The 24,042-nt window shown below is 55.7% G+C and carries 28 protein-coding genes; 9 read left to right on the top strand and 19 right to left on the bottom strand.

What is annotated here, in order from left to right; translation table 11 throughout:
* Positions 1-112 precede the first annotated feature (112 nt).
* The 3 genes from Q9R35_RS08270 (at position 113) to Q9R35_RS08280 (ending at position 2,443) form a co-directional block, all read left to right on the top strand.
* The gene (locus Q9R35_RS08270) at positions 113-592 is read left to right on the top strand and encodes a hypothetical protein (RefSeq protein ID WP_042480069.1); all 480 of its coding nucleotides are present in this window, start codon (positions 113-115) and stop codon (positions 590-592) included.
* A gap of 54 nt (positions 593-646) precedes the next feature.
* Complete coding sequence (locus Q9R35_RS08275) at positions 647-1,258, top strand: superoxide dismutase (RefSeq protein WP_311219646.1); 612 nt, start codon at positions 647-649, stop codon at positions 1,256-1,258.
* Between the two features lie 249 nt (positions 1,259-1,507).
* Positions 1,508-2,443 carry a helix-turn-helix transcriptional regulator gene (locus tag Q9R35_RS08280; RefSeq protein ID WP_109089642.1) on the top strand — a complete coding sequence of 312 codons (936 nt, stop codon included), beginning with the start codon at positions 1,508-1,510 and terminating at the stop codon, positions 2,441-2,443.
* A 46-nt stretch (positions 2,444-2,489) separates the two neighbouring features.
* Here Q9R35_RS08280 and Q9R35_RS08285 read toward each other — a convergent pair whose 3' ends face one another.
* The 13 genes from Q9R35_RS08285 to Q9R35_RS08345 all read right to left on the bottom strand — a co-directional run bounded on the left by Q9R35_RS08285 (position 2,490) and on the right by Q9R35_RS08345 (position 14,893).
* On the bottom strand, positions 2,490-3,599 hold the full coding sequence (locus Q9R35_RS08285; protein ID WP_311219647.1) for a class II histone deacetylase: 1,110 nt from the start codon (positions 3,597-3,599) through the stop codon (positions 2,490-2,492).
* A gap of 200 nt (positions 3,600-3,799) precedes the next feature.
* Positions 3,800-4,414: an ATP-binding cassette domain-containing protein gene (locus tag Q9R35_RS08290; protein WP_042482050.1), complete on the bottom strand. Its 615-nt coding sequence runs from the start codon at positions 4,412-4,414 to the stop codon at positions 3,800-3,802.
* 96 nt (positions 4,415-4,510) lie between these two features.
* Entirely contained in the window at positions 4,511-4,777 is a 267-nt protein-coding gene (locus Q9R35_RS08295; protein WP_311219648.1) for a hypothetical protein, read from the bottom strand.
* 21 nt (positions 4,778-4,798) lie between these two features.
* On the bottom strand, positions 4,799-5,641 hold the full coding sequence (locus Q9R35_RS08300; RefSeq protein ID WP_404977945.1) for a ZIP family metal transporter: 843 nt from the start codon (positions 5,639-5,641) through the stop codon (positions 4,799-4,801).
* Positions 5,642-6,007: 366 nt separating this feature from the next.
* The gene (locus Q9R35_RS08305; protein WP_311219649.1) at positions 6,008-7,549 is read right to left on the bottom strand and encodes a GTPase; all 1,542 of its coding nucleotides are present in this window, start codon (positions 7,547-7,549) and stop codon (positions 6,008-6,010) included.
* A complete protein-coding gene (locus tag Q9R35_RS08310) occupies positions 7,549-8,811 on the bottom strand; it encodes a GTPase (RefSeq protein WP_311219650.1) in 1,263 nt (420 codons plus the stop codon). The genes Q9R35_RS08305 and Q9R35_RS08310 overlap by 1 nt, the downstream gene beginning before the upstream one ends.
* Before the next feature lie 16 nt (positions 8,812-8,827).
* Positions 8,828-9,991: a benzoate/H(+) symporter BenE family transporter gene (locus Q9R35_RS08315; protein ID WP_063692660.1), complete on the bottom strand. Its 1,164-nt coding sequence runs from the start codon at positions 9,989-9,991 to the stop codon at positions 8,828-8,830.
* Positions 9,992-10,088: 97 nt separating this feature from the next.
* A complete protein-coding gene (gene catC, locus Q9R35_RS08320) occupies positions 10,089-10,364 on the bottom strand; it encodes a muconolactone Delta-isomerase (protein ID WP_009454559.1) in 276 nt (91 codons plus the stop codon).
* 33 nt (positions 10,365-10,397) lie between these two features.
* Positions 10,398-11,201 carry a 3-oxoadipate enol-lactonase gene (gene pcaD, locus Q9R35_RS08325; RefSeq protein ID WP_063692658.1) on the bottom strand — a complete coding sequence of 268 codons (804 nt, stop codon included), beginning with the start codon at positions 11,199-11,201 and terminating at the stop codon, positions 10,398-10,400.
* A complete protein-coding gene (locus Q9R35_RS08330; RefSeq protein ID WP_035268747.1) occupies positions 11,198-11,866 on the bottom strand; it encodes a 3-oxoacid CoA-transferase subunit B in 669 nt (222 codons plus the stop codon). The genes pcaD and Q9R35_RS08330 overlap by 4 nt, the downstream gene beginning before the upstream one ends.
* Positions 11,867-11,892: 26 nt before the next feature.
* Positions 11,893-12,588: a 3-oxoacid CoA-transferase subunit A gene (locus tag Q9R35_RS08335; RefSeq protein ID WP_009454565.1), complete on the bottom strand. Its 696-nt coding sequence runs from the start codon at positions 12,586-12,588 to the stop codon at positions 11,893-11,895.
* A gap of 125 nt (positions 12,589-12,713) precedes the next feature.
* A complete protein-coding gene (gene catA, locus Q9R35_RS08340) occupies positions 12,714-13,649 on the bottom strand; it encodes a catechol 1,2-dioxygenase (protein WP_042480043.1) in 936 nt (311 codons plus the stop codon).
* 68 nt (positions 13,650-13,717) lie between these two features.
* Positions 13,718-14,893 carry a muconate/chloromuconate family cycloisomerase gene (locus tag Q9R35_RS08345; RefSeq protein WP_171902900.1) on the bottom strand — a complete coding sequence of 392 codons (1,176 nt, stop codon included), beginning with the start codon at positions 14,891-14,893 and terminating at the stop codon, positions 13,718-13,720.
* A gap of 143 nt (positions 14,894-15,036) precedes the next feature.
* On the opposite strand from Q9R35_RS08345, the gene Q9R35_RS08350 reads away from it, so the two are divergent.
* The 3 genes from Q9R35_RS08350 to Q9R35_RS08360 all read left to right on the top strand — a co-directional run bounded on the left by Q9R35_RS08350 (position 15,037) and on the right by Q9R35_RS08360 (position 17,398).
* A complete protein-coding gene (locus tag Q9R35_RS08350) occupies positions 15,037-15,909 on the top strand; it encodes a LysR family transcriptional regulator (RefSeq protein WP_045931487.1) in 873 nt (290 codons plus the stop codon).
* A gap of 106 nt (positions 15,910-16,015) precedes the next feature.
* Positions 16,016-16,891 carry an alpha/beta fold hydrolase gene (locus Q9R35_RS08355; protein ID WP_311219651.1) on the top strand — a complete coding sequence of 292 codons (876 nt, stop codon included), beginning with the start codon at positions 16,016-16,018 and terminating at the stop codon, positions 16,889-16,891.
* Positions 16,892-16,924: 33 nt separating this feature from the next.
* Positions 16,925-17,398: a MarR family transcriptional regulator gene (locus Q9R35_RS08360; RefSeq protein WP_311219652.1), complete on the top strand. Its 474-nt coding sequence runs from the start codon at positions 16,925-16,927 to the stop codon at positions 17,396-17,398.
* Between the two features lie 86 nt (positions 17,399-17,484).
* Here Q9R35_RS08360 and Q9R35_RS08365 read toward each other — a convergent pair whose 3' ends face one another.
* Positions 17,485-19,155 (bottom strand): 2-isopropylmalate synthase, encoded by a 1,671-nt coding sequence (locus Q9R35_RS08365; protein WP_311219777.1) that lies wholly within the window; start codon positions 19,153-19,155, stop codon positions 17,485-17,487.
* Between the two features lie 285 nt (positions 19,156-19,440).
* On the opposite strand from Q9R35_RS08365, the gene Q9R35_RS08370 reads away from it, so the two are divergent.
* Positions 19,441-20,277 (top strand): helix-turn-helix transcriptional regulator, encoded by an 837-nt coding sequence (locus Q9R35_RS08370; protein WP_311219653.1) that lies wholly within the window; start codon positions 19,441-19,443, stop codon positions 20,275-20,277.
* Between the two features lie 221 nt (positions 20,278-20,498).
* On the opposite strand, the gene Q9R35_RS08375 is transcribed toward Q9R35_RS08370, so the two are convergent.
* The 4 genes from Q9R35_RS08375 to Q9R35_RS08390 form a co-directional block, all read right to left on the bottom strand.
* A complete protein-coding gene (locus tag Q9R35_RS08375) occupies positions 20,499-20,687 on the bottom strand; it encodes a hypothetical protein (protein WP_009454580.1) in 189 nt (62 codons plus the stop codon).
* Positions 20,680-21,228, bottom strand: a complete 549-nt coding sequence (locus Q9R35_RS08380; RefSeq protein ID WP_009454582.1) for a zeta toxin family protein — start codon at positions 21,226-21,228, stop codon at positions 20,680-20,682. The genes Q9R35_RS08375 and Q9R35_RS08380 overlap by 8 nt, the downstream gene beginning before the upstream one ends.
* 197 nt (positions 21,229-21,425) lie before the next feature.
* Positions 21,426-21,623, bottom strand: coding sequence for a DUF2892 domain-containing protein (locus tag Q9R35_RS08385; protein WP_045931494.1), 198 nt, complete (start codon positions 21,621-21,623; stop codon positions 21,426-21,428).
* Positions 21,624-21,711: 88 nt separating this feature from the next.
* On the bottom strand, positions 21,712-22,023 hold the full coding sequence (locus tag Q9R35_RS08390) for a helix-turn-helix transcriptional regulator (RefSeq protein ID WP_026482752.1): 312 nt from the start codon (positions 22,021-22,023) through the stop codon (positions 21,712-21,714).
* A 119-nt stretch (positions 22,024-22,142) separates the two neighbouring features.
* On the opposite strand from Q9R35_RS08390, the gene Q9R35_RS08395 reads away from it, so the two are divergent.
* Positions 22,143-22,487 (top strand): carboxymuconolactone decarboxylase family protein, encoded by a 345-nt coding sequence (locus tag Q9R35_RS08395; RefSeq protein ID WP_063692642.1) that lies wholly within the window; start codon positions 22,143-22,145, stop codon positions 22,485-22,487.
* A gap of 22 nt (positions 22,488-22,509) precedes the next feature.
* Complete coding sequence (locus tag Q9R35_RS08400) at positions 22,510-22,884, top strand: DsrE family protein (RefSeq protein WP_042480014.1); 375 nt, start codon at positions 22,510-22,512, stop codon at positions 22,882-22,884.
* Positions 22,885-22,998: 114 nt separating this feature from the next.
* On the opposite strand, the gene Q9R35_RS08405 is transcribed toward Q9R35_RS08400, so the two are convergent.
* Entirely contained in the window at positions 22,999-24,039 is a 1,041-nt protein-coding gene (locus Q9R35_RS08405) for a hypothetical protein (protein ID WP_311219654.1), read from the bottom strand.
* Positions 24,040-24,042 lie beyond the last annotated feature (3 nt).

Raw genomic sequence — 24,042 nt, forward strand, 5'->3', positions numbered from 1 at the left:
ACTGGCGTTTGATCTGCTTACGATTTGCTTTTTGGATTTCCTTGATAATATAAATGCAAATCATTATCATTAATTTCACTATTGATGCGCTACCTTTTATCAGGAGCAATGCATGCAGACACTCGCCCAACAGCCCCAACACGCTCTTACCCAACGCGACGAACTGGCCTCCTGGCGCAGTTTGATCACGCAAGGCAACCAAGCCTTTCAATCCCACAATTACACCGATGCCATCGCGCACTACCAACAGGCGCGCGCGTATGTAAAACCGCTGCTGTTTGGCTCTTGTGAAGGGGCCGACGCCACCATTGCCGCCTGGGTCATTGCCCATTTGAATCTGGCCGATGCCTGCGAACAGCTGGGTCAAAGCGACGAGCAGGGCCTGCACCTGTGTACCGCGCATGAAACCTTATGCTGCGCGGCAGCCAACACGCACTTGGCCGATGATTGGCGCATGGCCGCCTGGCAACATAGTCGACGCACCTATGCCGAGCTGGCGCGCTATGCACGCCGCTATCCCCATCATGTCCCTACCTGCTCTGCCCTGTTCTTAGGGGCGGTCAGCCCGCAGGAGCGCTCTTTTTCTCATTAAGTTTCATTCTGTCCCCCAGGCGCGACCGGCCTGGGGCTTATCGAGGAGTGCGTTTTGTCTTACACCTTACCTGCCCTGCCTTATGCCTACCATGCTCTGGAACCTCATATCGACACCCAGACCATGGAAATTCACTACAGCAAGCACCATCAGACCTATATCAACAATCTGAATGCAGCACTGGAAGCGGCCAACTTGCCCAGTCCACCTATTGATGAACTGGTTGCCGGGCTGGAAAAACTGCCCGAGTCCGTGCGCAATGTAGTGCGCAACAACGGCGGCGGCCATGCCAATCACAGCCTGTTCTGGACGGTCATGACACCGGATGCCGATACCAGCGTACCCAAGGATCTGGCCCACGCCATAGACCGGGATCTGGGTGGATTCGAGCAATTCAAGGGCGCCTTCACCAAAGCGGCAATTTCACGCTTTGGCAGTGGCTGGGCCTGGCTGAGTGTGACGCCAGAAAAGAAACTGGTGGTAGAGAGCACCGGCAATCAGGACAGCCCACTGATGCACGGCAACACACCCATTCTGGGCCTGGACGTATGGGAGCATGCCTACTACCTGAAGTATCAGAATCGTCGGCCTGAATACATTGCAGCCTTCTTCAATGTGATCAACTGGCCCGAAGTGCTGAGACGATATCTGGAAGCCGTTAAATAAGGCAGTTTTACAGCGTGTCGTTTTACAACCTGCCGTAACCCTATCTCTCTACTCGGAGATAGGTGACGTTAAACGCTTCGGCTTGCCGCCTTTTTCAAGCAACCCTCCACTTCTGGAGGGTTTTTGCTTTGGGGATGCACCCATACTCGGCCCCACTTCCAAGCCTGGGTTTGGCCCAATTGCGCTCTCAATCACCAAACGCTATGTTGATTGTTAGCACCCTTACCAAACTCGTTCTCAGGCCCCGTCATGTTGAGTCTCTGCGACCGTATTCAATCCCTGCGTTCCCTGTTTCACTTCGATGCGGTGCAGCTTTTGGGGTGTGCACCGCAAAGCCGTACACATCTGGAGTTGCATTGCGAAGGCTATAACCTGAACTGTGCCTCTGCCTTGGGAACGGGCTTTCCACAAATCTACGCACCGGGATTTACAGCACAGGCCTCTCCGCACGATTTGCTGCCGCCTTCTATTTCCGAGTGCTCGGACACCATGGATCCACCCTTTCGCAGTACTGCCATTTATACCGATGCTCTGCTTCGCGGCGGGTTTCAGGATGGGATGACGGTAGAACTACAGCGCGGGGACTCGTACTTGGGGATGATCCACTTCTCTTCCCAACAAGCAGGAAGCTTCAATCGCCACGTGCGTACACTGGCACTGGGCGCGAAAATCTTGCTGGAAGATGCCATGCAAAACATGGTCTCGCAAAACGGCGTCGTCTTGCATCTGGTGCCACAGGCAGGCGGGCTGATCATGCGTGAGGACATGCTCTCTGACGCTTCCCAGTTCAGCCCCGCACTGGCTAAAGCCTTGTCCTTCATGGGCCAGGAAACCTCGACCTTGCAAGCGTTCTGGCTGGAAGGCAAACGAAGCTATCGACTGCAAGCGCAGCGTTTTCCCAAGGGCGATGTTCTGGTGCGACTGGTGCCTGCCCCCTTACCCGCTGCGCTCAGTGCCAAGGAAATGCAGGTGCTGGGCTGGCTAGTGACGGGCTATACCGACCGGGAAATTGCAGCCAGTCTGTTTTTGAGCGAGCGCACCGTGCATTCGCATGTCACGTCCTTGCTGCGCAAGCTGGGCATTACCAGACGAACAGAAGCCGCTGTCCAAGCGGCTCTGAATCATTGGTATGTGCCGGATGCGCATGGTGCGATCCTAGCGGCGGTGCCCGGACTTTGCCACTAAACGGCAAGGTCCGAGGTGCCGTTCAAGCCATGCGCATAAAGGCGAGTTAACGCAGACCGCTTAGCAAGTTTGCCGCCTCATCCACGCAAGCACGTTCTGCATCCAGCAGCGTATCGCCACCCATCCCGCCCAGGAACTCCGCGTAAGGATCAGCCAGCGTACGTACGCCAGTCAGCTCTTCAATCACGGCCTGACCGCAGAATGGCAAGTAATGTGGGCTATAACCCCCTTCCTGCACAAAGGCGATACGTCCTTCGCAGACTTCCTCGGCGCAGTCGATCACCTGACGCGCCATTTGCCGGAAACCGGAAGCCGTCACCATCATGCGTGCCAGTGGGTCCATCATGCTGGCATCAAAGCCCGAACCCACAATAATCAGCTGCGGTTTATAGGCGCGCAGCGCAGGTAACACCACTTTTTCCATGGCATAGAGGTAGGCGGCATTCCCGCCGCCAGGAGGCAGGGGGATGTTCAAGTTGTAACCCAGGCCTTCACCCTCACCACGCTCAGTCGTAAAGCCGCTATTGGCCGGAAAGCACAGATGCTGGTGCAGAGAAATAGTCAGAACCGAAGGATCATTCCACCAGATATCCTGCGTGCCATTCCCGTGGTGCACGTCCCAATCCAGAATGGCGACACGATCCAGACCCAATTCCTCGCGAGCATACGCCGCCGCCACCGAGGTGTTATTGAAAATGCAAAAGCCCATTGCCCCGGCACGGGGGGCATGGTGACCAGGAGGGTTCACCAGCGCATAGCCATTGCTGACTTCCCGGCTGACCACTTTCTTGACCATCTCAATGGCGCCACCCGCGGAAAGCATGGCAATTTCAAGGCCACCATTCCCCATGGTGGTTATGCCATCGCCCGTATCGCCGCCGGTTGGCAAGGCGCTGACACGCTTCATGTTTTCCAGATGCTCGGCCGTATGAACACGCAAAATATCCTTGTCGCGTGCAGGCTTGGCCTGGATGCTGGTCAGATGATCAATTTGACCGGAGGCACAAACCAGCTCGTGAAAGCGGCGCTTCGTATCGGGATGAGCCAGGTGGTGGCTGATCGGCTGCAAACGGGCACCCAGATTGGCCGAGGCAAGACTGCCCGTCCCGGTATCTACCCAGCCGTAAAGTGTGTTCCAAATATATCCTGTTGCCATGTCGTCTCCTTTCTTTTGGTTTGGTTGGCAGAACCATAGTAGGGATCTGAACGGCGGAAAGAATCCGTAGGATTGCCGAATTTATGGGCTGATCAGGAAACACTCACGGCAAAAGAGGCAGAAGACGCTTGTTCTCCAAAGCGTTCTCTGCCTCTTTCTTCAGGCTGATTAACTTGTAGATAGCGGGCACGGCCCCAGGTCTAAACCAGCTCGGCAATATTGATTATTTCTGCTCCGCAAGCCTCAAGCAACTCGGCATCGTAGCTGGCGAACAGCACAACACGTTCTTGCGACCAGATCTGGAACTGCTCCGCCAAAGCGGCACGAGCCTGCGTATCCAGGCCGTTGCTAGGGCCATCGGCAATAATCACAGCTGGGTCACCCAAGGCCGCCGCCGTCAGAAATACCTTGCGGCGCGTGCCTGTGGACATCTGCTCAAAGCGCTTGTCCAAGTGTGGCTCCAGCCCTAATCGGCAGGCCAGATCCAGCGCATTGTCATCCACATGGGTGTTCTTTTCTGCGGCGATTTGTTCCAGCAGTTCGCGGCCTGTCTGGGACGGAAACAGCATGCAGTTGTCCGGCACATAAGCCATACGGGCGCGGGCTTGTCGGGGGGCTTTCATCAGTGAATGCCCGTCTATCCACACTTCCCCCGCATCCGGTTCGAGCAAACCTGCAATGATATTCAGCAAAGTGGATTTACCGGTGCTGTCTTCTTCACAAAGCGCCACGCAGCCTGGCTGAAATGTATGAGTCAGCCCTTTGAAAACGGGATAATCGCCATAGTTTTTACTGAGATTTTCTATGCGTAGCATGCTGGAAATCACTGCCAAAGAAGCGCCTGGACAGATACAAGATGCTGTGACGAGGCGGGATAAAAAACAAGCTCGGGGCTACCCCAAACAGGGGCCTTAGTATAGGTCTTTATTAACTGATGTTCGGGCTGCTTGCTGCGCCGTGACCATGCAGGGTTCAGCAGAAATAAAGCAAAAACCTTGTCGGGAACAATCTTGCCAGGCATTCATGCGCGGATCTAAAGCCAAAGCCAAAGCCAAAGCCAAAGCCAAAGCCAAAGCCAAAGCCAAAGCCAAAGCCAAAGCCAAAGCCAAAGCCAAAGCCAAAGCCAAAGCCAAAGCCAAAGCCAAAAAAATAGCCTGAAACAAGACAAGCTTGTTCAAGCTATTTTTTTGCGGACCTGCTTATCCTAAGGCCGTATCTAGCAACATCATCAGGACAAAGCCGATCATCAAACCACCCGTCGCAAAGGTTTCATGTCCTTGCCGGTGCGATTCAGGAATGATCTCGTGGCTGATCACAAACAGCATGGCACCCGCCGCAAAGCCCAGACCAAAAGGCAGAAGTACCAGCGAACTGCTAACAGCCACCGCACCCAGCACCGCCCCGACCGGCTCAACCAAGCCACTGGCCATGCCTAAAACGACAGAGAAAGCACGGCTGTAACCGGCGGCCAGCAAGGCCAGCGCCACCACCAAACCTTCAGGCACGTCCTGAATGGCAATACCCGTGGCCAGCGCATTGGCGCGCACACCTTCATTACCCACATAGCCCACGCCAATGGCCAAGCCTTCCGGGAAGTTGTGCAACGTAATGGCAATCACAAACAGCCAGGTGCGGCGCAGCTTGGTAGACGAGGCGCTGCCAGGGCCTTCACGCCCTTTGATAAAGTGCTCGTGTGGCAGGATGCGATCAAGCAGCATCAAGGCTGCGGCACCCAACAAGATGGACAGGCCCACAGCGGAACCTGCGCCCCAAGCACCACCGCCAAACACTTGCTGGCTCTGTGCCGCTTCCAGACCCGGCAGAACCAGCGAGAAAGCACAAGCGGCCAGCATCACCCCCGCCCCAAAGCCATACAGCGTATCTTGCGTACGCTGCGACATGGTTTGAGAAAACATGACGGGCACGGTGCCCAGTGCTGTGGCCAGTGCCGCGATGGAGCCGCCCACCAGGGCCTGCAAGACCACCGGGTGATCTTGTGCGTACAGCCAGAACTGATGACAGAGCGCCCAGACGCCCCCCATGGAGATGATGAGTCCAACCCACAGGCGCAGGTGTTGGCGCCAGTTAGGCGAGCTTCCCTTATTGGGTAAAAAGTAGTGGCTTGTTTTCGGTTTCATAGCCATGCGCCCCCAGAAAATTACGCAATCCAGGTTTGCCTACTACAGACGCCAAGAGCCGTAAAACGGCTCTTGGCTAAGGCATGGATGCTGTACAAACCATCATAGCGACTTCATCTTCGATTTAAAACATAAATATCGAAATGCTAACAATTCTCATTAGCATTTCAACAAATAAGCCACAATCCATGAAATCAGCTTGGGGGTTGACCGCTATCCAGCCGGTTTTCTGTGTTTTGCATGGCAATGCAAAACCGAATTAATACTGCCTCACGCAGCGTGCAATTGGTGCTTGATTGCCTCCAAAGCCTGAGCCTGATCAGCCACAGCATCTTCCAATTCAATCAACTCCTGCTTGAGCTGTTCCAGACTTTGTTCAGCCTGCTCCACCACCTGTTCCGCAAGCTCCTGGGCGCCATTCATCACCCCATCATTCAAGCTCATGTACAGACGGTTGTAGTCGATCAGCGGCGCTTGCCCTTCCCCCTGCTCCTGGAACACCTCATATCCAATATGTGCAGGCAGATTCAGTGTCGGCAAGTCTGGTTGAGTCAGCTGGAAATTCGCCAGAACCGTCTGGCTCAGCTCTGCAAATGCCTTGCCTATGTTCTGGCCAAGCTCGGTACGCACAGCGGCAACATCTTGCTGAGCGGCATGTTTTTCCAGCACCTCGGGCAATTGGGGCACGACTCGCCGCCAGGTGCCTTCGGTCAGAGCCTGGACGGCTCCTTGCAAGACTACTGTTTGTTCTTCAATACGCTGACGCAATTGATCAGCGGCCTGCTCCAGCGTTTGCGTTAAAGGACTCAGGATTGCCTCTTCAATATGGTGCAATTGCAGCTCGGCAGGTTTGCGCTGCTTGTACGCCAAGGCAGGTTTCAGCAAGTTTTGCACCGCCAGATACAAGCGCTCGAAACCCGCTTGCTCCAAGCCCTGCTCTTCGTCCTGCTGACTGCGCGCCATATGCACGGACAGGGAAACGGCCGGTTTGAGCAACTCACTGCTCAGACCCCAATGGTTCAGCGCCTGCGCTGCCCGCGTCATCACGTCCTCTTCCTGCAACTGGCGGTTATCGGCCGTCTTGTTGCAAAGCACTTTGACGATCTCGTCGTCGATCTCATCTTCTTCGATGCGATCGCTGCGGGTAATTACCGGCAACAAGGGTTTGTTGCGGCGCAGTTCCACCAGCAAATCGCCCAGTTCCTGAACCTGCCCCGGTGCGCTGGAGCTGCTCAGCCACAAGAGCGCATCCGTGCTTTCCAGAAACTGCTGCGTCAAAGCAGCGTTATGCGCATTGGCCGAGTGCAAACCAGGGGTATCCAGCAATACCAGCTTCTCGCCCAGACACACACCTTGCAAGGCAACCGTGGTTTCCGTTGCGCCTTCCTGAAAACCCTCAGGCATGGGCTGCATCTGTCCATCGGCAAGACGGAAGAAATCAACGCTATGACCCTGACGACGAAAACGATCCGCCAGGAAATTGCACAAGGAGCTTTTACCAGCATTAAAGGAGCCAAACACCAGCAGCATGATGCGATCGCGGAAACGGTCCGCCAATTCCTGTGCCGGTGCCAATGCAGACCAGGAAGCCGCCCAGGCTTCTCTTTGTGCTTGCAACTGTTGATTCACTTGTTGAGCACTTTGCGCCAATACGCCCTGCTCGACCAAAGCCGTGCCGGACAAGGATTGCGCCACGGTCGTCTGGCCCAAATCCGCCAGCCACTGCTCCATCCTGGCAATAGCGGGCTGCATATCCTGACTGGCAGGATTGAGCTCCGCAACCGCCTTGATAAACGTACTTTCCACGGACATTACGCATGCTCCAATGTGGACAGACCTTCCAACGCCTGGCGCGTTTGCTCAAGCTGGCTTTCAGTCGTTTCGATCTGCTTTTCCAAAGCCACGCGGCCGTCCGAAACTTCAAAATAATGGGTGAAGTCCTGAACCAGCTTGTCGCGTCCGGCCTGTTCGCAGAAGATGCGGCGCAGATCCGCACGGTACTTCACTGAAACGCCCATCACCGCAATCATGACGGTATCCATGCTGCGCACCGAGGTACGTTGCGCCGCTGGCAAGCCTACAGCACCGTACTCTACCAGGTGACCATTGATCGCGATACACGCACGCGAATAGGCAATCTGCAAACGGGCACGCTCTTGCTTGCCTGCCGTCATCTTGAAACCAAACTCGAAGGTATCCGGCACCAGGGAATGATCCACACCGGGGGCATTGACCACCGGCTCCAGATCCTTCTCGATACCTTCCAGAATCTTGCGCAGACCTTCAACAAAATCACTATGCTGCTGCTTTTGCGTCTGCTGCAGGCTGTGCAAACTTTGCTCTTGCATTTGCTGCAAGGCGTTCAATTCTTGCGTCAGCTCGGTCAGCAAGGCTTCACGCTCGAACTCGCGGGCTTGCGGCACACGCTTCAAGGCAGCTTCCAAAGAAGCCTGCAAAGCCGGGATTCCGCTTTTCTCCAGCATGCGCTGCTTGCCACCTTCACGACCCTGGCGATAGCGGGTGCTGGACACCGGATGCAACGTCACACCGGCACACTGCTGCTGAATCGCACCCAGCACTTTCTCTTGTTGTTCGTCATCGGCCAACTGGTCAATCTGGCTGATGACCATCAGGTTCTGACGCTGCGAACGCTGATGATCTGCAGCCAACTCTTGCAGCAAATTGCTTTCCAAGGCATCCAGCTCACCTTCTTTGGCAGCGTGTACGAACAGGCGAATATCCGCCTGCAAGCCCATGGCTTCACGTGCCAGGGCATCATCCTGCAAGGCCACGTCTGCATACAGGCCCGGCGCATCCAGCCAGCGCACACCTTCATGCACATGCTCGGCCAGCGCGACAGTTTCACGGCGGTCAGCCACATTGAACACATCACTGCCCATCAACTCATTGAGCAGACGACTTTTACCGTGATTGTATTTACCGACTACGGTCACCGTTGGCGACACGTTCAATTGCAAGAGAACGCGCAAACGATCCAGATCCCAGCGGCGCTGTGGCAATACGGCCAACACAGGCTCCAATACTTGATCAAGGGATAGTGCCAACTGATTCATAGTCTCTTCCTTTTTTTCACTTATGTTTGGACCCAAGCAGGCGATAAGCCACCAAGCCAAACACCACGCCCCAAAATGCGGCGCCCAGTCCAAACAGGCTCATACCTGATGCGGTAGTTAGAAATGTGATGACAGACGGCTCGATATAGCCGCTTTCACTGACCATCACCCGCACATTGGCCACAATGGCCCCTATCAAAGCCAGACCCGCCAGGGCTGCAATCAAGGAGGCGGGCAAAGCGGTAAACAAATACACAATCGAGCCGGCAAAAGTGCCGCCCAAAAGATAAAACACGCCATTGGCAATACCGGCCACATAACGCTTGTCCGGATCGGGATGGGCATCCTTGCCCGTACACAAGGCAGCAGTAATGGAAGACAGCACAATGGTGATGCCACCAAAACAGGCCACCAGCATCGAGGCCAAGCCGGTGCCTGCCAGCACGGGGCGCGATGGTGTGGGGTAACCCGCCAACTGCAAGACCGCCATGCCGGGCAGATACTGCCCCGTCAAACTGACCAGCACCAAGGGCAAAGTCAGGCTCAACAAGGTCGCGATATTGAATTCCGGAGTCACCCACACCGGGTGGGCCAGCTCCAGCTGGAACGCTTCCATATGCACTTGGCCGCTGGCCATGGCCATCACAAATCCAGACAAGGCCACCAGCACAATCGCATAACGCGGCAAGAAACGCTTGCCCAGCAAGTACACCGCCAGCATCACCAGTACGATGGGAGGCATGTCGCTGCTGGACTTGAACGCCGCCATACCGAACTGGAGCAAAATACCGGCCATCATGCCCCCGGCAATGCCTTTGGGGATGAAGGAAAGAATCTTTTCAAAACCGCCTGTCAGACCAATGACGACGACAATCAAGGCGGCGCTAAGATACGCCCCCACCACTTCAGGCATGGTGATGCCTGGAAACAGGGTCAGCAGCAAGGCGGTGCCCGGCGCGGACCAGGCCGTAATAATGGGCAGCTTCAGATACGCACTCAGGAGCAAACCGCTCAAACCAGCGCCTATGGAAATTGCCCAGATCCAGGAGATCAGCTCCGCATCGGCAATCCGGCCTACTTGTGCGGCCTGAATAAAGATCAGCAAAGGCCCGGCATAGGCAATCAACACCGACAAAAAACCGGCCACCCAGACCGACGCCGATCCACTTTTCAATCCCATCGTTTTGTCTCCCCAGTCTTGTTGTTTGAATTCTCAACTTTACTCGGTGCTCAGACTGCGCTGGGATCGCAGCCTGAGTTTTTTACTGCTGCGTAACTTAAATGGCCGAAGGGTGTGTCGCCAAGGGAGTCACGGAAATCTGCATGTAAGGGAACAAGGGCAAGGCGCTGAGCAGGTTGTGCAGCTCTTCATTGCTCTCTACATCGAACACGCTGTAGTTGGCGTACTGACCCACCACGCGCCAGATATGCGGCCACTTGCCCGAACGTTGCAGATCCTGCGAGTAGGCTTTCTCTTCGGCCTTGATACGGGCAGCCTCTTCGGCTGGCAGGGAATCAGGGATATCAACAATCATGTGAACCAGATAAAGCATGGTGTTCCTTTCTAAAAACAAGCGCTCGGGCACTCAGGCCTGGGCTAAAAAATTCAATACGGCGCGCTCGAAGGCTTCGGGCGCTTCCAGATTGGACAGATGCGAAGCCGGTACGACCGCCACTTTGGAGCCAGGAATACTGGCTTGCATGGCCTGAGCATCGGCAACTGTCGTAACCGGGTCCCATTCGCCAGCGACCAGCAGGGTCGGTGCCGCAATACGGCTGATCTGATTACGCAGATCCGACTCGGCCAAGGCATCGCAGCAGGCGGCGTAACCCAGTGGATCCAGCTTGGCCAGACTGTCCTGCATGGCTTTGACCAATTCGGGCGATTGCTGGATAAAGGCTTCACCAAACCAGCGCGAAGGCGCCGAGTCCGCCAGAGTACGCATCTGGGCGGCACCGCCTTGGCGCAAAGCGTCGGCCCGTTCCTGCCAGGCTTGGGCAGTACCAATCTTGGCCGCGCTATTGCACACGATCAGCGCATTCAAACGCTCCGGTGCATTCACCCCCAGCCACAAGCCGGTGTGACCACCCATGGACAGGCCACAAAACGCAGCGCGTTCGATATCCAGCGCGTCCAGAATCGCCAGCACATCACGGCCCAAATCCTTGAAACGGTATGGGGCGGGGGTGACCGGGCTGCCGCCATGACCACGGGTGTCATAACGAATCACACGGTAGGACTGGGCGAAACCTGCCACCTGCGGGTTCCACATTTCTTGTGTAGTGCCCAGGGAGTTGCTCAGAATCAGGGCCGGAGCCAGCGGATCACCTTCCACGCTGACGCGGAACATGCCCCGTTCGGTATTCAAGGCGCTGGGGCTGACCGTCATTGGCCCTCTCCCTGCTTGGCCGCGGCAATAGGCAAACCAATCATTTCTTCCAGTGCCTCATGGGTCAAGCCGGGCACCAGATCAATCAGCTGCAAACCCTCTGGTGTGCAAGCCAGGGTGGCCAAATCGGTATACACACGCTTGACGCAAGCCAGGCCAGTCAAGGGGTAGCTGCATTGTTCAACCAGCTTGCTGACGCCTTGCTTGGTCAGCACATCCATCATGACCCAGGTCTGTTTCGCGCCAATGGCCAGATCCATGGCACCGCCTACGGCGGGAATCGCGCCGGGCTCGCCCGTGCTCCAGTTGGCCAGATCCCCGGTAGCCGACACCTGAAAAGCGCCCAGCACACAGATATCAAGATGGCCGCCACGCATCATGCCAAAGCTGTCGGCATGATGAAAAAACGCGCCACCGGGCAGCAGCGTCACCGCCTGCTTGCCCGCATTGATCAAGTCGTAATCTTCCTGCCCGGCTGCCGGTGCCGGGCCCATGCCCAGAATACCGTTCTCGCTATGCAGCACCACTTCCACACCGGCGGGCAAATGGTTGGCCACCAAGGTTGGCATGCCAATACCCAGATTTACGTAGGCGCCGTCATGGATGTCCTGAGCGACGCGCTGCGCCAATTCGTCTTTACTGCGGCGCTGATAATTGAGCGTCATGCTGTCCCCCTTCATGCTCTGTCCGTTCATGCCTTGAACCCACCTGCTTCTGTGCGACTGCGCGGCACCACCACGACGCGGCGCACGTGAATGCCGGGCGTCACAATGGTTTCAGGGTCCAGTTGACCCAGTTCCGCCAGTTCAAACACACTGGCAATGGTGGTGCGGGCCGCGGTCGCCATGACCGGACCAAAGTTGCGCGCCGCCATGCGGTAGGTCAAATTCCCCCAACGGTCCCCCCGCTCGGCCTTGATCAGGGCGACATCTCCATGAATGGGCTCTTCATAGACATGCCAGCGACCATTGATCAAACGTGTTTCCTTGCCCTTGGCCAGTTCTGTGCCATAGCCTGTGGGGCAGAAAAAGCCACCGATACCCGCACCGGCGGCGCGCAATCGTTCGGCCAGATTGCCTTGAGGCACCAGCTCCAGCTCGATCTTGCCGCTGCGATACAAGTCATCAAATACCCAGGAATCAGCCTGACGGGGGAAGCTGCAAATAATTTTGCGAACCCGGCCTGTTTTAAGCAAAGCCGCCAGCCCCACATCGCCATTACCCGCGTTGTTGTTAACGATAGTCAGGTCACGAGCGCCTTGCTCGATCAGACCGTCGATCAACTCTGTGGGTATGCCAGCCGTTCCAAAACCACCGACCAGAATCGTGGCGCCGTCCTGCACATCATGCAAAGCCTGTGCAACACTGCTTACCTGTTTATCGATCACTCCGTTCTCCGTATAAAGCGCTGACGCTACGGATGGGCTTGGCCCTTACGTCAGGCACAGCAAAAACAAGTCAGCCCAGGGCCTGGTTTGACTAGGCAAACACAGGCGCTGGACTGAAGCAAGACTTAGGCAGCCAGACGTGGACGATTCACGATCTGGTTGTCCTTGCCATCGACCAAGGGGGTCAAGGAAATATCAAACACGATCTCTGCAAAAGGACCATCCAGGTTTTCAGCAGCGATACGGGCAGGATCGGTGTGCTCGGTCAGTGGTGGCACCAGACCGTCGCGAGTGGCGTAGGCGAAGTCGTCGTACACCAGCGGATCGCCGTCGATATTGATCTGCGTGGTCAGCTTGCGGTGGCCAGGAGCCGTCACAAAGAAGTGAATGTGCGCAGGACGGTTACCGTGGCGGCCCAGCTCGTTCAGCAGGCCTTGGGTAGGACCATCCGGAGGACAGCCGTAGCCCTTGGGCACAATGCTCTGGAACTTGTAGCGACCGTTCTCATCGGTAATGATGGTGCGGCGCATATTGAAGGGCTGTTGCTCGCCGGTGGGGTCAAAGTGCGAATAAAAGCCTTTGGTATTGGCGTGCCAGACTTCAACCTGAGCACCCGCGATAGGCTTGCCGTCCGCAGCAGCCACGACACCGTGCATGATCAAGGTTTCGCCAGCGGTATCGGAACCGTCATCCAGGCGAACAAAACCTTGCGCCACAGGAGCGCCCGATACGTACAAAGGACCTTCAATGGTGCGTGGAGTCCCGTTGTCCAGACCCAGTTCCTTGTCCATGGCGTCCATGCGCATGTCCAGGAAACGGTCAAAGCCCAGACCGGGAGAAAGCAAACCGGCTTCGCTGGCCGTACCCAGACGGTTCAGGTAAGCCACGGCTGCCCAGTACTCGTCGTTGGTAATTTCCAGATCTTCAATGGTCTTGAACAGATCGCTGATGATGCGGTACATGATCTGCTTGACGCGTGGATTGCCACCAGGCTGATCCAAGCCGGAAGCCAAACGCAGGAAGTCTTGTACATCGGGGGTATCAAAAATCTTAACGCTCATTCTGTGTCTCCTAATATCCTGAAAAAAGTGTTCCAAGCAAAGCCGCTACGACTGGCTTCTTATTGCGCCTAGGCAGCCGAGCCAACACTGATTTGTGTCCTGTCGCGGCGGAAATACTGGACACGATCCTCGTCCAGTACGATACCCAAACCCGGCCCTTGAGGTATCTGTAATTCAAAATTGCTGTAATTCAACGGCTCTGCCAGGATTTCCTCGGTCAAGAGCAAGGGCCCGAACAGTTCCGTGCCCCACTGCAATTGGTTCACTGTGGCAAACACATGGGCAGCGGCAACCGTACCGATCGCGCCTTCCAGCATGGTGCCGCCATACAATTCAATACCAGCGGCTTCGGCAATCGCGGCGACTTGCAAGCCTGCACGCAAACCACCGGACTGTTCAATCTTGATGGCGAACACGTCGGCAGCACAGTCACGGGCCAGCTCAAAGGCAGAGGCCGGGCCAGTCAGGGATTCATCGGCCATCAAGGCAATCGGGAAGCGACCTTTCAGGTCAGCCAGCGCATCGGCGCGTCGTACCGGCTGCTCTACCAGGGAGCAACCTGCATCAACCAGACCAGCCAGCCCGTACTGGGCTTGCAAGGGGCTCCAGGCCATGTTCACATCCACGCGAACATCTGCACGGTCACCCACCGCTTTCTTGATGGCCGCCACGTGCGCCACATCGTCCTTTACCGGGCGGCGACCAATCTTGAGTTTGAAAATACGGTGACGAGCCTGCGCCAACATGCGCTCGGCTTCATCAATATCCTTGGCGGTATTGCCCGACGCCAGTGTCCAGGCCACCGGCAGGCTGTCGCGCATGCGACCACCCAGCAGGTGCGAAACCGGCAGACCGGTGCGCTTGCCCAAGGCATCAAACAGCGCCGTTTCGACCGCACTCTTGGCAAAACGGTTATCCTGAATCGCCGTGTTCAAGCGGGCCATGATGGCAGGCACAGCATTGGCATTGGCGCCCAGCAGCAAGGGAGTGAAATAGGTGTCGATGGCCAGCTTCATGCCTTCGGGCGACTCGGCGCCGTAGGCCAGACCACCAATGGTCGTGCCCTCGCCGACACCCACCGTACCGTCCGAACAGTACAAGCGCACCAGCATCAAAGTCTGGCCTTGCATGGTCGTCATCGCCAATTGATGAGGACGGATCGTAGGCAGATCCAGCAGCAAAGTCTCCACCCGTTCGATCAGGGCCGGAGCTGCTAAAAGTTGAGAAGATCGCGTGTGTTCCATGGCTTGATTGAACACGAATCAGGCCCGCTATTTCCAAGACTAAATAGGTCTAGTTCTATACCTTAAGAGTATAGTTTCTGATATAAATATTAAAAATCAAGAAACTAAACACCATCAATTCAGCCTAGGTATGGTTTTCCCTTATGGATCTACGTCAGCTCAAATATTTTGTGGCCGTTGCCGAAACCCGCAACTTCACGCGGGCGTCCGAACGCCTGCATATGGCCCAGCCCCCGCTTAGCCGACAGATCCAATTGCTGGAAGAGGAGCTGGGCGTCACACTGCTGCTACGCAATAACCGCCCCTTACGGCTGACCGAAGCCGGACGGGTGTTTTATGAGCAGGCCTTGCAGATATTGAGCCGGGTGGATCAACTGGTGCATACAACACGGCAGATCGGGCTGCATCAACGACAAACCCTATCGATAGGCTTTGTGGCTTCTACTCTGTATGGCGGCCTGCCCGCCTTGATGCGCAAGCTAAGGCATCAGTATCCGGAAGTGGATATGCAAACGGTGGAGCTGACCTCCATGCAGCAGTTGGAGGCTTTGAAATCGGGACGGATTGATGTGGGCTTTGGGCGTATACGGCTGAATGATGCGTCGGTGCAAAGAACGGTGCTGCGGGAAGAGCAACTGGCCCTGGCCATTCCACCCAGTTCGGATCTGGCCGATTCGGACAAGCCTTTGAGCCTGAAAAAAGTGCAAGGCCAAAAACTGATTGTGTATCCCAAAGAGCCCAGGCCCAGCTTTGCAGACCACGTTCTGCACCTGTTGCACGATCACAGCGTGCGCCCGGCAGAGGTTTATGAGGCCGGGGAAATTCAAGCAGCCTTGGGCTTGGTGGCGGCTGATTCCGGATTGTGCCTGATCCCTACCTCGGCGCGCCTGCGCAACGATTTGCACTATCGCCTGATAGAAGAACCACAGGCGACTTCACCGATTATTTTGACACACAGGATTAATGATCAGGCCTGGTATATCGAGGCAATCAAGGGCTTGGTCGCAGAGATGTAAGGCCTGGCTGCAAGCACAGGCCCCTCTTCCCTCTTTGAGACAGGATTGACTCACTTCTGAAGCCACTCTAATATCGTTAACACATTAACTAAAATTAGAGACAAGCATGCAACAGGTGACGATTCAGCAAGCTGGCAAGGACCCGATCAGTGCAACCCTATGGCCTGCTGCTGATGCCAAAGCGAGCATCATCATCCACCCCGCCACAGCCGTTCCACAGGATTTTTATCGTCCTTTTGCTGAGCATCTGAACAGCCTGGGTTTCATTGTTCTGAGCTACGACTACCGGGGCATAGGCCGATCTCGTCAGAAGGACATACGGCAATGCGATGTCTCCATGTCCGACTGGATGCTGGAGGATGCGGTTTACGTCACGGATTGGCTTACTCATCATTTTGAAGGTCTGCCCATTTTGGCCATTGGTCATAGCGTTGGTGGGCATGCGATTGCTATCTCTCCCGCGACACGTTCCGTGAAAGCGGCCGTCATGATTGCGTCTCATGCGGGGATTACCGCTTTGATCGAAAAGCCCATGGAGCGCTTTCGGGTGGGTTTGATCATGCGAGTGCTCACTCCTGTGCTTTGCGGCATTTGCGGCTATATGCCGACTCGGCGTTTGGGCTTTGGCGAGGACCTTCCGCGTGGCGTCATGCAGCAATGGAGCCGCTGGACGCAAAAGCCCCAATATTTTTATGACGACCCGCAGCTGGATGCCAAAAAACGCGCCAGCCAGGTCGATATTCCCTTACTGGTTCTGGGTTTTGATGATGATCCCTGGGCGAATCCGCAAGCTATTTCCCGGCTGCTGGAACAACTGAGCAAAGCCCCTATAGAAAGGCTACAACTAGAGCATAAAAAACTGGGTTTGGCGCATATTGGGCACATGGGCTTCTTTCGTAAACGCAATGCCGAGGCACTTTGGCCTATAGTGATTGACTGGCTGATCGCACAAAGCGAATCCGGCCCGGCCTCAAACCCGTAACGCCTAACCCATACCCCTTCAGCCGTCGCCAAAATGAGCCAGAAATCACAGCCACGCTTTGTCTTTTTGTTGAACCACGCCCACAAGGCTTTGCAGCGCTGGATTCAGAAGCAGCCTTCGGCCTGGACAGATATCAGCGCGGCTCAGGTTGGCATGTTGTTCTTGATTCGCTCTCAAGGCTCGGTCACAGTGGGAGAAGCAGCCAGCGCTTTGCAAGTGGCTCCGGCTGCGATTACCGGGCTATCCAAACGCATGCAAGCAGCAGGCTTGATTCAACGCCTGACGGATGATGTGGATACGCGCAAGATTTGTTTGACGCTGACTCCGGCTGGTGAGGAAGCCAGCATCAAAGCCAAATCAACGTTACAGGGCTTGAATCAGCAACTATCCGACGGCTTTACGGAGGATGAACTGCAGGTGGTGGCACGCTGGTTAAGCCAGGTGGTGAATCTAGACCTGCCCACAGACAACTATGTAAAGCATTCTTCAAGCAGAGTCGCCCCCTGACTCAGAGCCACTTACCCGTCAAAGGTGGTCCGCGCCGTTGTATTACACACAGAAGCTAGCGCGGCCCACCGCAGCTTGATAGCTGCTTATGCCTCCACCTCCTCGAAACGCGCCGCCGCATTCATCACCGCCATCACACTGGCCGTAATGATATTCGCGTGCTTGCCCACGCCAAATTTCGATCCAGGCACACCCGGCATGACCGCTTCCACAATCGCCATTGCGCAGGCGTCTGCACCAGAACCCAGGCTACGTTCCTCGTAGCTGTCGATACGCAAAGGCAGACTCAAGGCTGCCACCGTCGCCGCAATCGGGCCATTGCCTGTTCCGGTATAGGTTTCAGTCTCGCCATTGGCATTCACGCATTGCAGCTCTATACCTTGCTGCCCTTGTGCCTCATCGAACAGACGATGGGTACGGTAGCTTGTGTTGCCTTGGCGCTGACTGGCTTGCAGATAGGTGGTTTCAAACAGTTCCCAGATCTGCTGACTGTTCAACTCCGTTTCGCTGGAATCGGCTATCTGCTGAACAACGGCACTGAACTCCACTTGCATGCGGCGCGGCATCACAATGCCGTAGTCGCGTTGCAGCAGGAAAGCGATGCCGCCTTTGCCAGACTGACTGTTGACACGCACGATGCTGTCGTAAGTACAGCCCAAATCCTTGGGGTCAACCGGCAGATAAGGCACACGCCACGGGGCGTCTTCTTTCTGCACCGCGAAGCCCTTGGCAATCGCGTCCTGATGAGAACCGGAAAAAGCGGTAAAGACCAGATCACCCACATAGGGATGACGCGGGTGGATGGGCAAGGAAGTCGCCTCTTCCGCGATACGGGCCACTGCTGAAATGTCGGAGAAATCCAGGTTTGGCGAAATACCCTGGGTATACAGATTCAGAGCCAAGGTCACCACATCCAGATTGCCACTGCGCTCGCCATTGCCAAACAGGCAGCCCTCGACACGCTGCGCACCGGCCAGCATGGCTTGTTCAGCGCAGGCAACGCCTGTGCCACGGTCGTTATGCGGGTGTACCGACAGGACGATATGTTCACGTCTATCCAGATGGCGATCCATCCATTCAATCTGATCGGCAAAGACGTTCGCGGTCGTCACTTCTACTGTGGTGGGCAGATTGATGATCATGGGTCGAGCTGGACCTGCATCCCAGGCATCAATGGCCGCATTGCAGACAGCCAGCGACACTTCCAGCTCTGCCATACAAAAGGTTTCAGGCGAGTATTGCAACACCCACTCCGTTTCCGGATGCTGGGCCGTCAGGCGCTTGAACAGCTCCACCTGGTGCCGCACCATTTCAATGATTTGCGGCACTTCCATACCAAAAACAATTTCACGAAACGCTGGTGCGATGGCATTGTAGAAATGCACAATCACACGACGCGCCCCCGCCACGCTGCGTACCGTGGTTTCAATCAGATCCTCTCGCAGCTGGGTGATGACCATGGGCGTGACGTCATTCGGGATCATGCCCTCGTCAATCAGCTGGCGGACGATATCAAAATCCGTTTGCGAGGCAGACGGAAAACCCACCTCGATTTCCTTGAAACCAATGCGGACCAGCTCCTGAAACAGGCGCAATTTGCGGTCGCGATTCATGGGCTCGAACAGGGCCTGGTTGCCATCACGCAAATCGGTAGACAACCATACGGGCGCCTTGTTCAGGGTGCGTTGGGGCCACTGGCGATCGGGCAAGTTGACGACAGGAAAGGGACGGTATTTGCGGGAAGGATCAGTCAGCATGAAAACCTCGAATATAGGGAATGACATACCTGGCTTCCCTACTCCAAGGAGCTGGCTACAGTCGGGGTCTGGGGAAACCAGGATAGGACCATTCGCACACACAGGCGTACGGACCCCGACCGGATGTCAGGGCTAGTAGGCCTAGCGATAGCAAGTGCAAATGAGTCACAGCTGGTTCAATCCCAAAATGCTTGATGAAGACGATAAAAGCACTTTAGACTGCAAGGCACTTGGCCTTCTATCAAAAAATAGTCATTTATTTTATCTTTTTGGACATTCCTGAACATGGGCTACGCATCCCCTGAACGCGGTGGGCGGGCGCTGGACTTGTCGCACTCCGATACCTCGCCCTTGCTGGTCAGCGGGGTGATCGAGCATTACCCGGCCGGGCATGAAGTGCCCCGCCATAGCCACCACCGTGGGCATCTTTTGTATGCCACTGAAGGCGTACTGCTGGTGCAGGCCGATACCGGTCAGTGGCTGGTGCCCCCTACTACGGCTGTCTGGTTGCGGCCCGGTGTGCCGCATCAGCTCAATGCGACCACCGCAGTGAATGTACATGGTTTGTTTATTGATGAAATTCTGGCCGCGCAACTGCCGGATCATGATTGCGTGATCCATGTCACGCCACTGGTACGTGAACTGATTGCCGCGCTGGTACAGGTGATTCCGCAAGAAAACCCACCTTTACGAGACGCACTGCTGGGCCAGCTATTGATTGAAGAGCTGCGCGTGCTGCATCCCCTGCCTTTTCATTTGCCCTGGCCAGAAGATGAGTTGATGCGGCGGATTTGCGAAGATCTGGTGCGCTCGCCCGCACAGCAAAAAACGATGGATGAGGTGGCGCAGCAATACGCCTTGACGCCGAAAACCCTGCATCGGCGTTTTCTGAAAAGCACGGGGATGAATCTGGGGAAATGGCGGCAACAGATGCGGCTGATGGCCTCGATCCAGTTTCTGCTGCAAGGCAAATCCATCACGCAGGCGGCGCTGGAAAGCGGCTATGAAAGCCTGAGCGCGTATTCAGTGGCCTTTAAAAAGACCTTTGCCTATCCGCCTTCGGAGTTTTTGGCGACCTTGAGCCAGTACCCCGATGCAGGGCAGGATGCTGACATGGTCTGAGGCCGATCTGTATGGCAAGAGTGCCTGGCAGACTGCAGTAGCAACTCAGTCCACCAGCCTGCTTCCAGGCTAATTCAATGCTCTATATGGATATTCATGCGACCACCCCAGGTCGCTCTACAAGACCCATCGCCCCCTTGAGCACGTCAAGAAATCGGCCGCTCAGCAGAAATAAAAGTACCGTATGAGCAGGCCAGAACAGCGATAGCAGCCCAGCGTCATCAGCTCTTGCAGACTTCCTGCCGCAATTGCTCTGCCGAGAGCTTGATCATCTTGCCGTTCTCCACCAACACCACCGAGGTATTGGTTTGCATGGCCACAAAACGTGCCGACTGCGCGGCACGCTCCAGAGCGGCCAGGGAGGCCCGCAAGTCCGGGTTCTTTGCTTTGGAAATATCTTCTTTATTCATCTTTCTCTCCCCACTCCAACAGGACTGGCACACTACCTGCGTTATCGTACAAAACCCAATCATCCACGGTATCCCGATAATGATGCAGGAAGTTCTTCATGCCAGCCGCAAAGCGGCGACGAATGACGGGTTCGGGGATGTTATGACCACCCTGACGTACCCGTTCTGCCACCCGCGCGATCGCCATATCCGCATCGGGTAGACTTAAAAAATACAAGCTGACTCGATAGCCCTGCGCCTGCCATTTTTCAATATGACGCACATAGCCTTGGCCAGACAAGGTCGTTTCCAGCGCGAAGCTCTCGCCCAGGCGAACCGCTTCTTTCAGCTCATCCAGCATCAAACGACCGGCTTTGATAGCCGCGCTTTCTGGCGCAAACGGAGACAGGCCCGCTGCGATCAGATCTGCATTGATAAAGCGCAGCACTTCCGCCTCGGCCGGGAGGAAAGAACGCGCAAACGTCGTCTTGCCTGCCCCGTTCGGGCCAGCAATGATCAGAATCTTTTTGCTCTTGCCCGTGTCAGCGTTGTTGCCAGACATAAATACACCTAAACAATGTCCACATTGAACAGATTTGTATCATACATTGGCGAAAAGGCCAGCCAAGCGCCTTGCTTTGGCCGCCACGCATCCGCTGGGCAAAGCCGATTCTCAGGCAATAAAAAGGCTCCTTGAGCCGAATGAATCCTCTCAAGGAGCAGGTGGGAATGGCCCGCTGTTGGGCTATGGGGACTGATTTACTGACGCTTTTTCAGCGGGCAGGTACTCAGACCCAGCATGGGGTACAGCGGGCAGAAACCGACCAGGCCCGTGATCAGGGGAATCAGGCCCAGCCAGCCCCACCAGCCTATGACCTGCGTGGCTGCCAGCGCAATCAGCACCACACCCACAACGATACGAGCAATACGATCCAAACCACCTACATTGCTTTTCATGGCGAATCCTTTCAACAAAGAAGCAAGGGAAAAACGGGTCGGGCGATGGCTGGAAGGCGATGCGCCCTGCTCCCTTCGGCCTTCAGGCTCAGGGACAGAAAATATCTTTCAAGGTGCCAATCAACTTGGCGACGTTCGGGTCCTCAATGCGGTAATACAAGGTCTGCGCCTCGCGCCGGTAGCTGACCAGGCCTTCCTGGCGCATACGCGCCAAATGCTGTGACAGGGCCGAAGGGCTTAGCGCCACCATCTCGTTCAGTGCTCCCACACTCATCTCGCCTTGCTGAATCAAGAGACACAAGATCACCAGGCGTTTGGGATTGCCCACCGCCTGCAACAAGGCCGCGGCCTGATCAGCGCTCTCTTGCAAGAGCTCGATGTCCGATTTGCTTTGGATCATGGTTTATCCAGCTTTTCTTGCTTTTTAATTTAGATAAATCTTAATTTAGCATATACTGAATTAATGCAGTCAACAATTTCAGCATTCCTTTGCTTTTGTTAATACGACAGGAGTTATGCATGAGTGAAACTAGCTACAAGCAACTGACCCAAGGTATTTCCAGCAATCTGGCGCAGCTACGCCAGACCCAACCTGATGTGATGAAAGGATTTGGAGATCTGGGCAAGGCCGCCATGACTGGCGGTGCCATCGATGCCAAAACCAAAGAACTGATGGCTTTGGCAATTGGCGTAGCCACCCATTGCGAGGGCTGCATAGGCTTTCATAGCAAGGCCCTGGCGCAGATGGGAGCCAGTCTGGAAGAAGTGCACGAAGCCTTGAGCGTGGCGATTTATATGGGCGGTGGACCGTCCGTGATGTATGCCGCCAATGCCGTTGCGGCATTCAACGAATTCAAGTCTTGAACCGGAAACAAGGAGAACTGTGATGCCTAAACCCGCTGCTTTCGTATCCACGCTGTTTCATGCACAGGGCAATCCCGACAAGGTAACCGTGGCCCTGACCATGGCGGTCAATGCGGTTCAGAAAGGACATAGCGCCTGCCTGATTCTGATGGCTGAAGGAGTCGCGCTGGGTGTACCCGGTGCCGCCGAACCTATCAGTATTGGCGCACCCTTTGAACCGGCCGCAGATCTGTTGAAGAAGTATCTGGAGCAAGGTGGACGCGTGGCCGTGTGCAAGTCCTGCATGCTGCATAACGGCCTGAGCGCCGAGCAGATGGACCCGCGTTTTGAGATTATTACCGCACCGGATGTGATCGACCTGTTGATGGGTGCGACCGGGTCTTTACAGATTTCCTGATACGCTGCATCGTCAAATGCAAAGCAGGCCAAAACCATTTCTGTGTTTTGGCCTGTTTGTTATCGACACGCCATGCCCCTGTTCAGTAAAGCAAGCAACCGACCTGTAAGCGCATCAAGTCGAATGCGCCAGCAAGGCCTCCAGCAAAAAGAAGCTGGCGCAGGCCGATTCCACCAGTTCAGACTGCCCCGGCGCAACTTTATAAAGATGCCCCACAAAGCGCCCTGTCTCACTTAACTCGGGAGTCAGCAAGGCATCCAGGTACAAGCGCGATTGCTCGTGCAGCCATTGTTGTTCCGGCAGAATCTGCCACAGCTCGTACATGGCTAAAGAAGCAATCGCCCAGGCTGAACGGTCTACCGGACTTAGTGGAGATTCCTGCGTCAAAAAGCCATACGCAAACTTCCCCCAACGCTCGTGCCAATATCGGCAGGCATTCAGGGCTGCTTGAGCATAGGACTTTCTGTCATACAAGCGCGTTGCGGTTGCCATTCCCAACATGGCCCAGGCCTGCCCTCGTTGCCAGGTTTCAGCCCCCTGCTCGGCCAGCACATCGTTCCCGCGTAGCAAGACCGTATCCCGCCAGGCTCCGCTGCGCTTCTGCAGATACCGCAGGCAGGCATCCACATGCCATTGCCCAAACTGACGCGCCACCGGCCCGCCCTGCGCATCCAGCACCAAGAGCGTAGGAGCCAGAGCATCCACATTCAAAATGTGATTGCCCGCTTCCCCGCCCCCCATTCCGGAACCCAAGGGCCAGAATCCGCTGGAGGCATCAAAGCTGTTCAGCAGAGCTTGAGCAGCCTGATCGACATGGGCTTCGGCCTCTCTATCCCCATGCCAGATGCTGCCCAGGCCGGAGCCATACCAGAACACAAAGCTTCGATTGATGCTGGGCTCTTCCAGCCAGACTTGCAGCTTCTGACTCCAGTTCAGCGCCTGCTCCCTATCCTGCTCCTGACCGCTGATCAAGGCGCGTCGCCACCACAAGCCCGCCCAGAAGCCCCCTAACCAGGAGCCACGTCGCGACAAGGTCCATTGCTTGGACGAGGACTGTCTGAACAAGGGAAACTGCTCTCCACATTGCTCTGCAACCTGGTCCATATTCGCAAAAATGGACTCGATGCTGGCTGATCCCAATACCTCTACAGACATTCC

This window comes from Alcaligenes sp. AB3 (assembly GCF_031844565.1).
Taxonomy (GTDB): domain Bacteria; phylum Pseudomonadota; class Gammaproteobacteria; order Burkholderiales; family Burkholderiaceae_B; genus Alcaligenes; species Alcaligenes faecalis.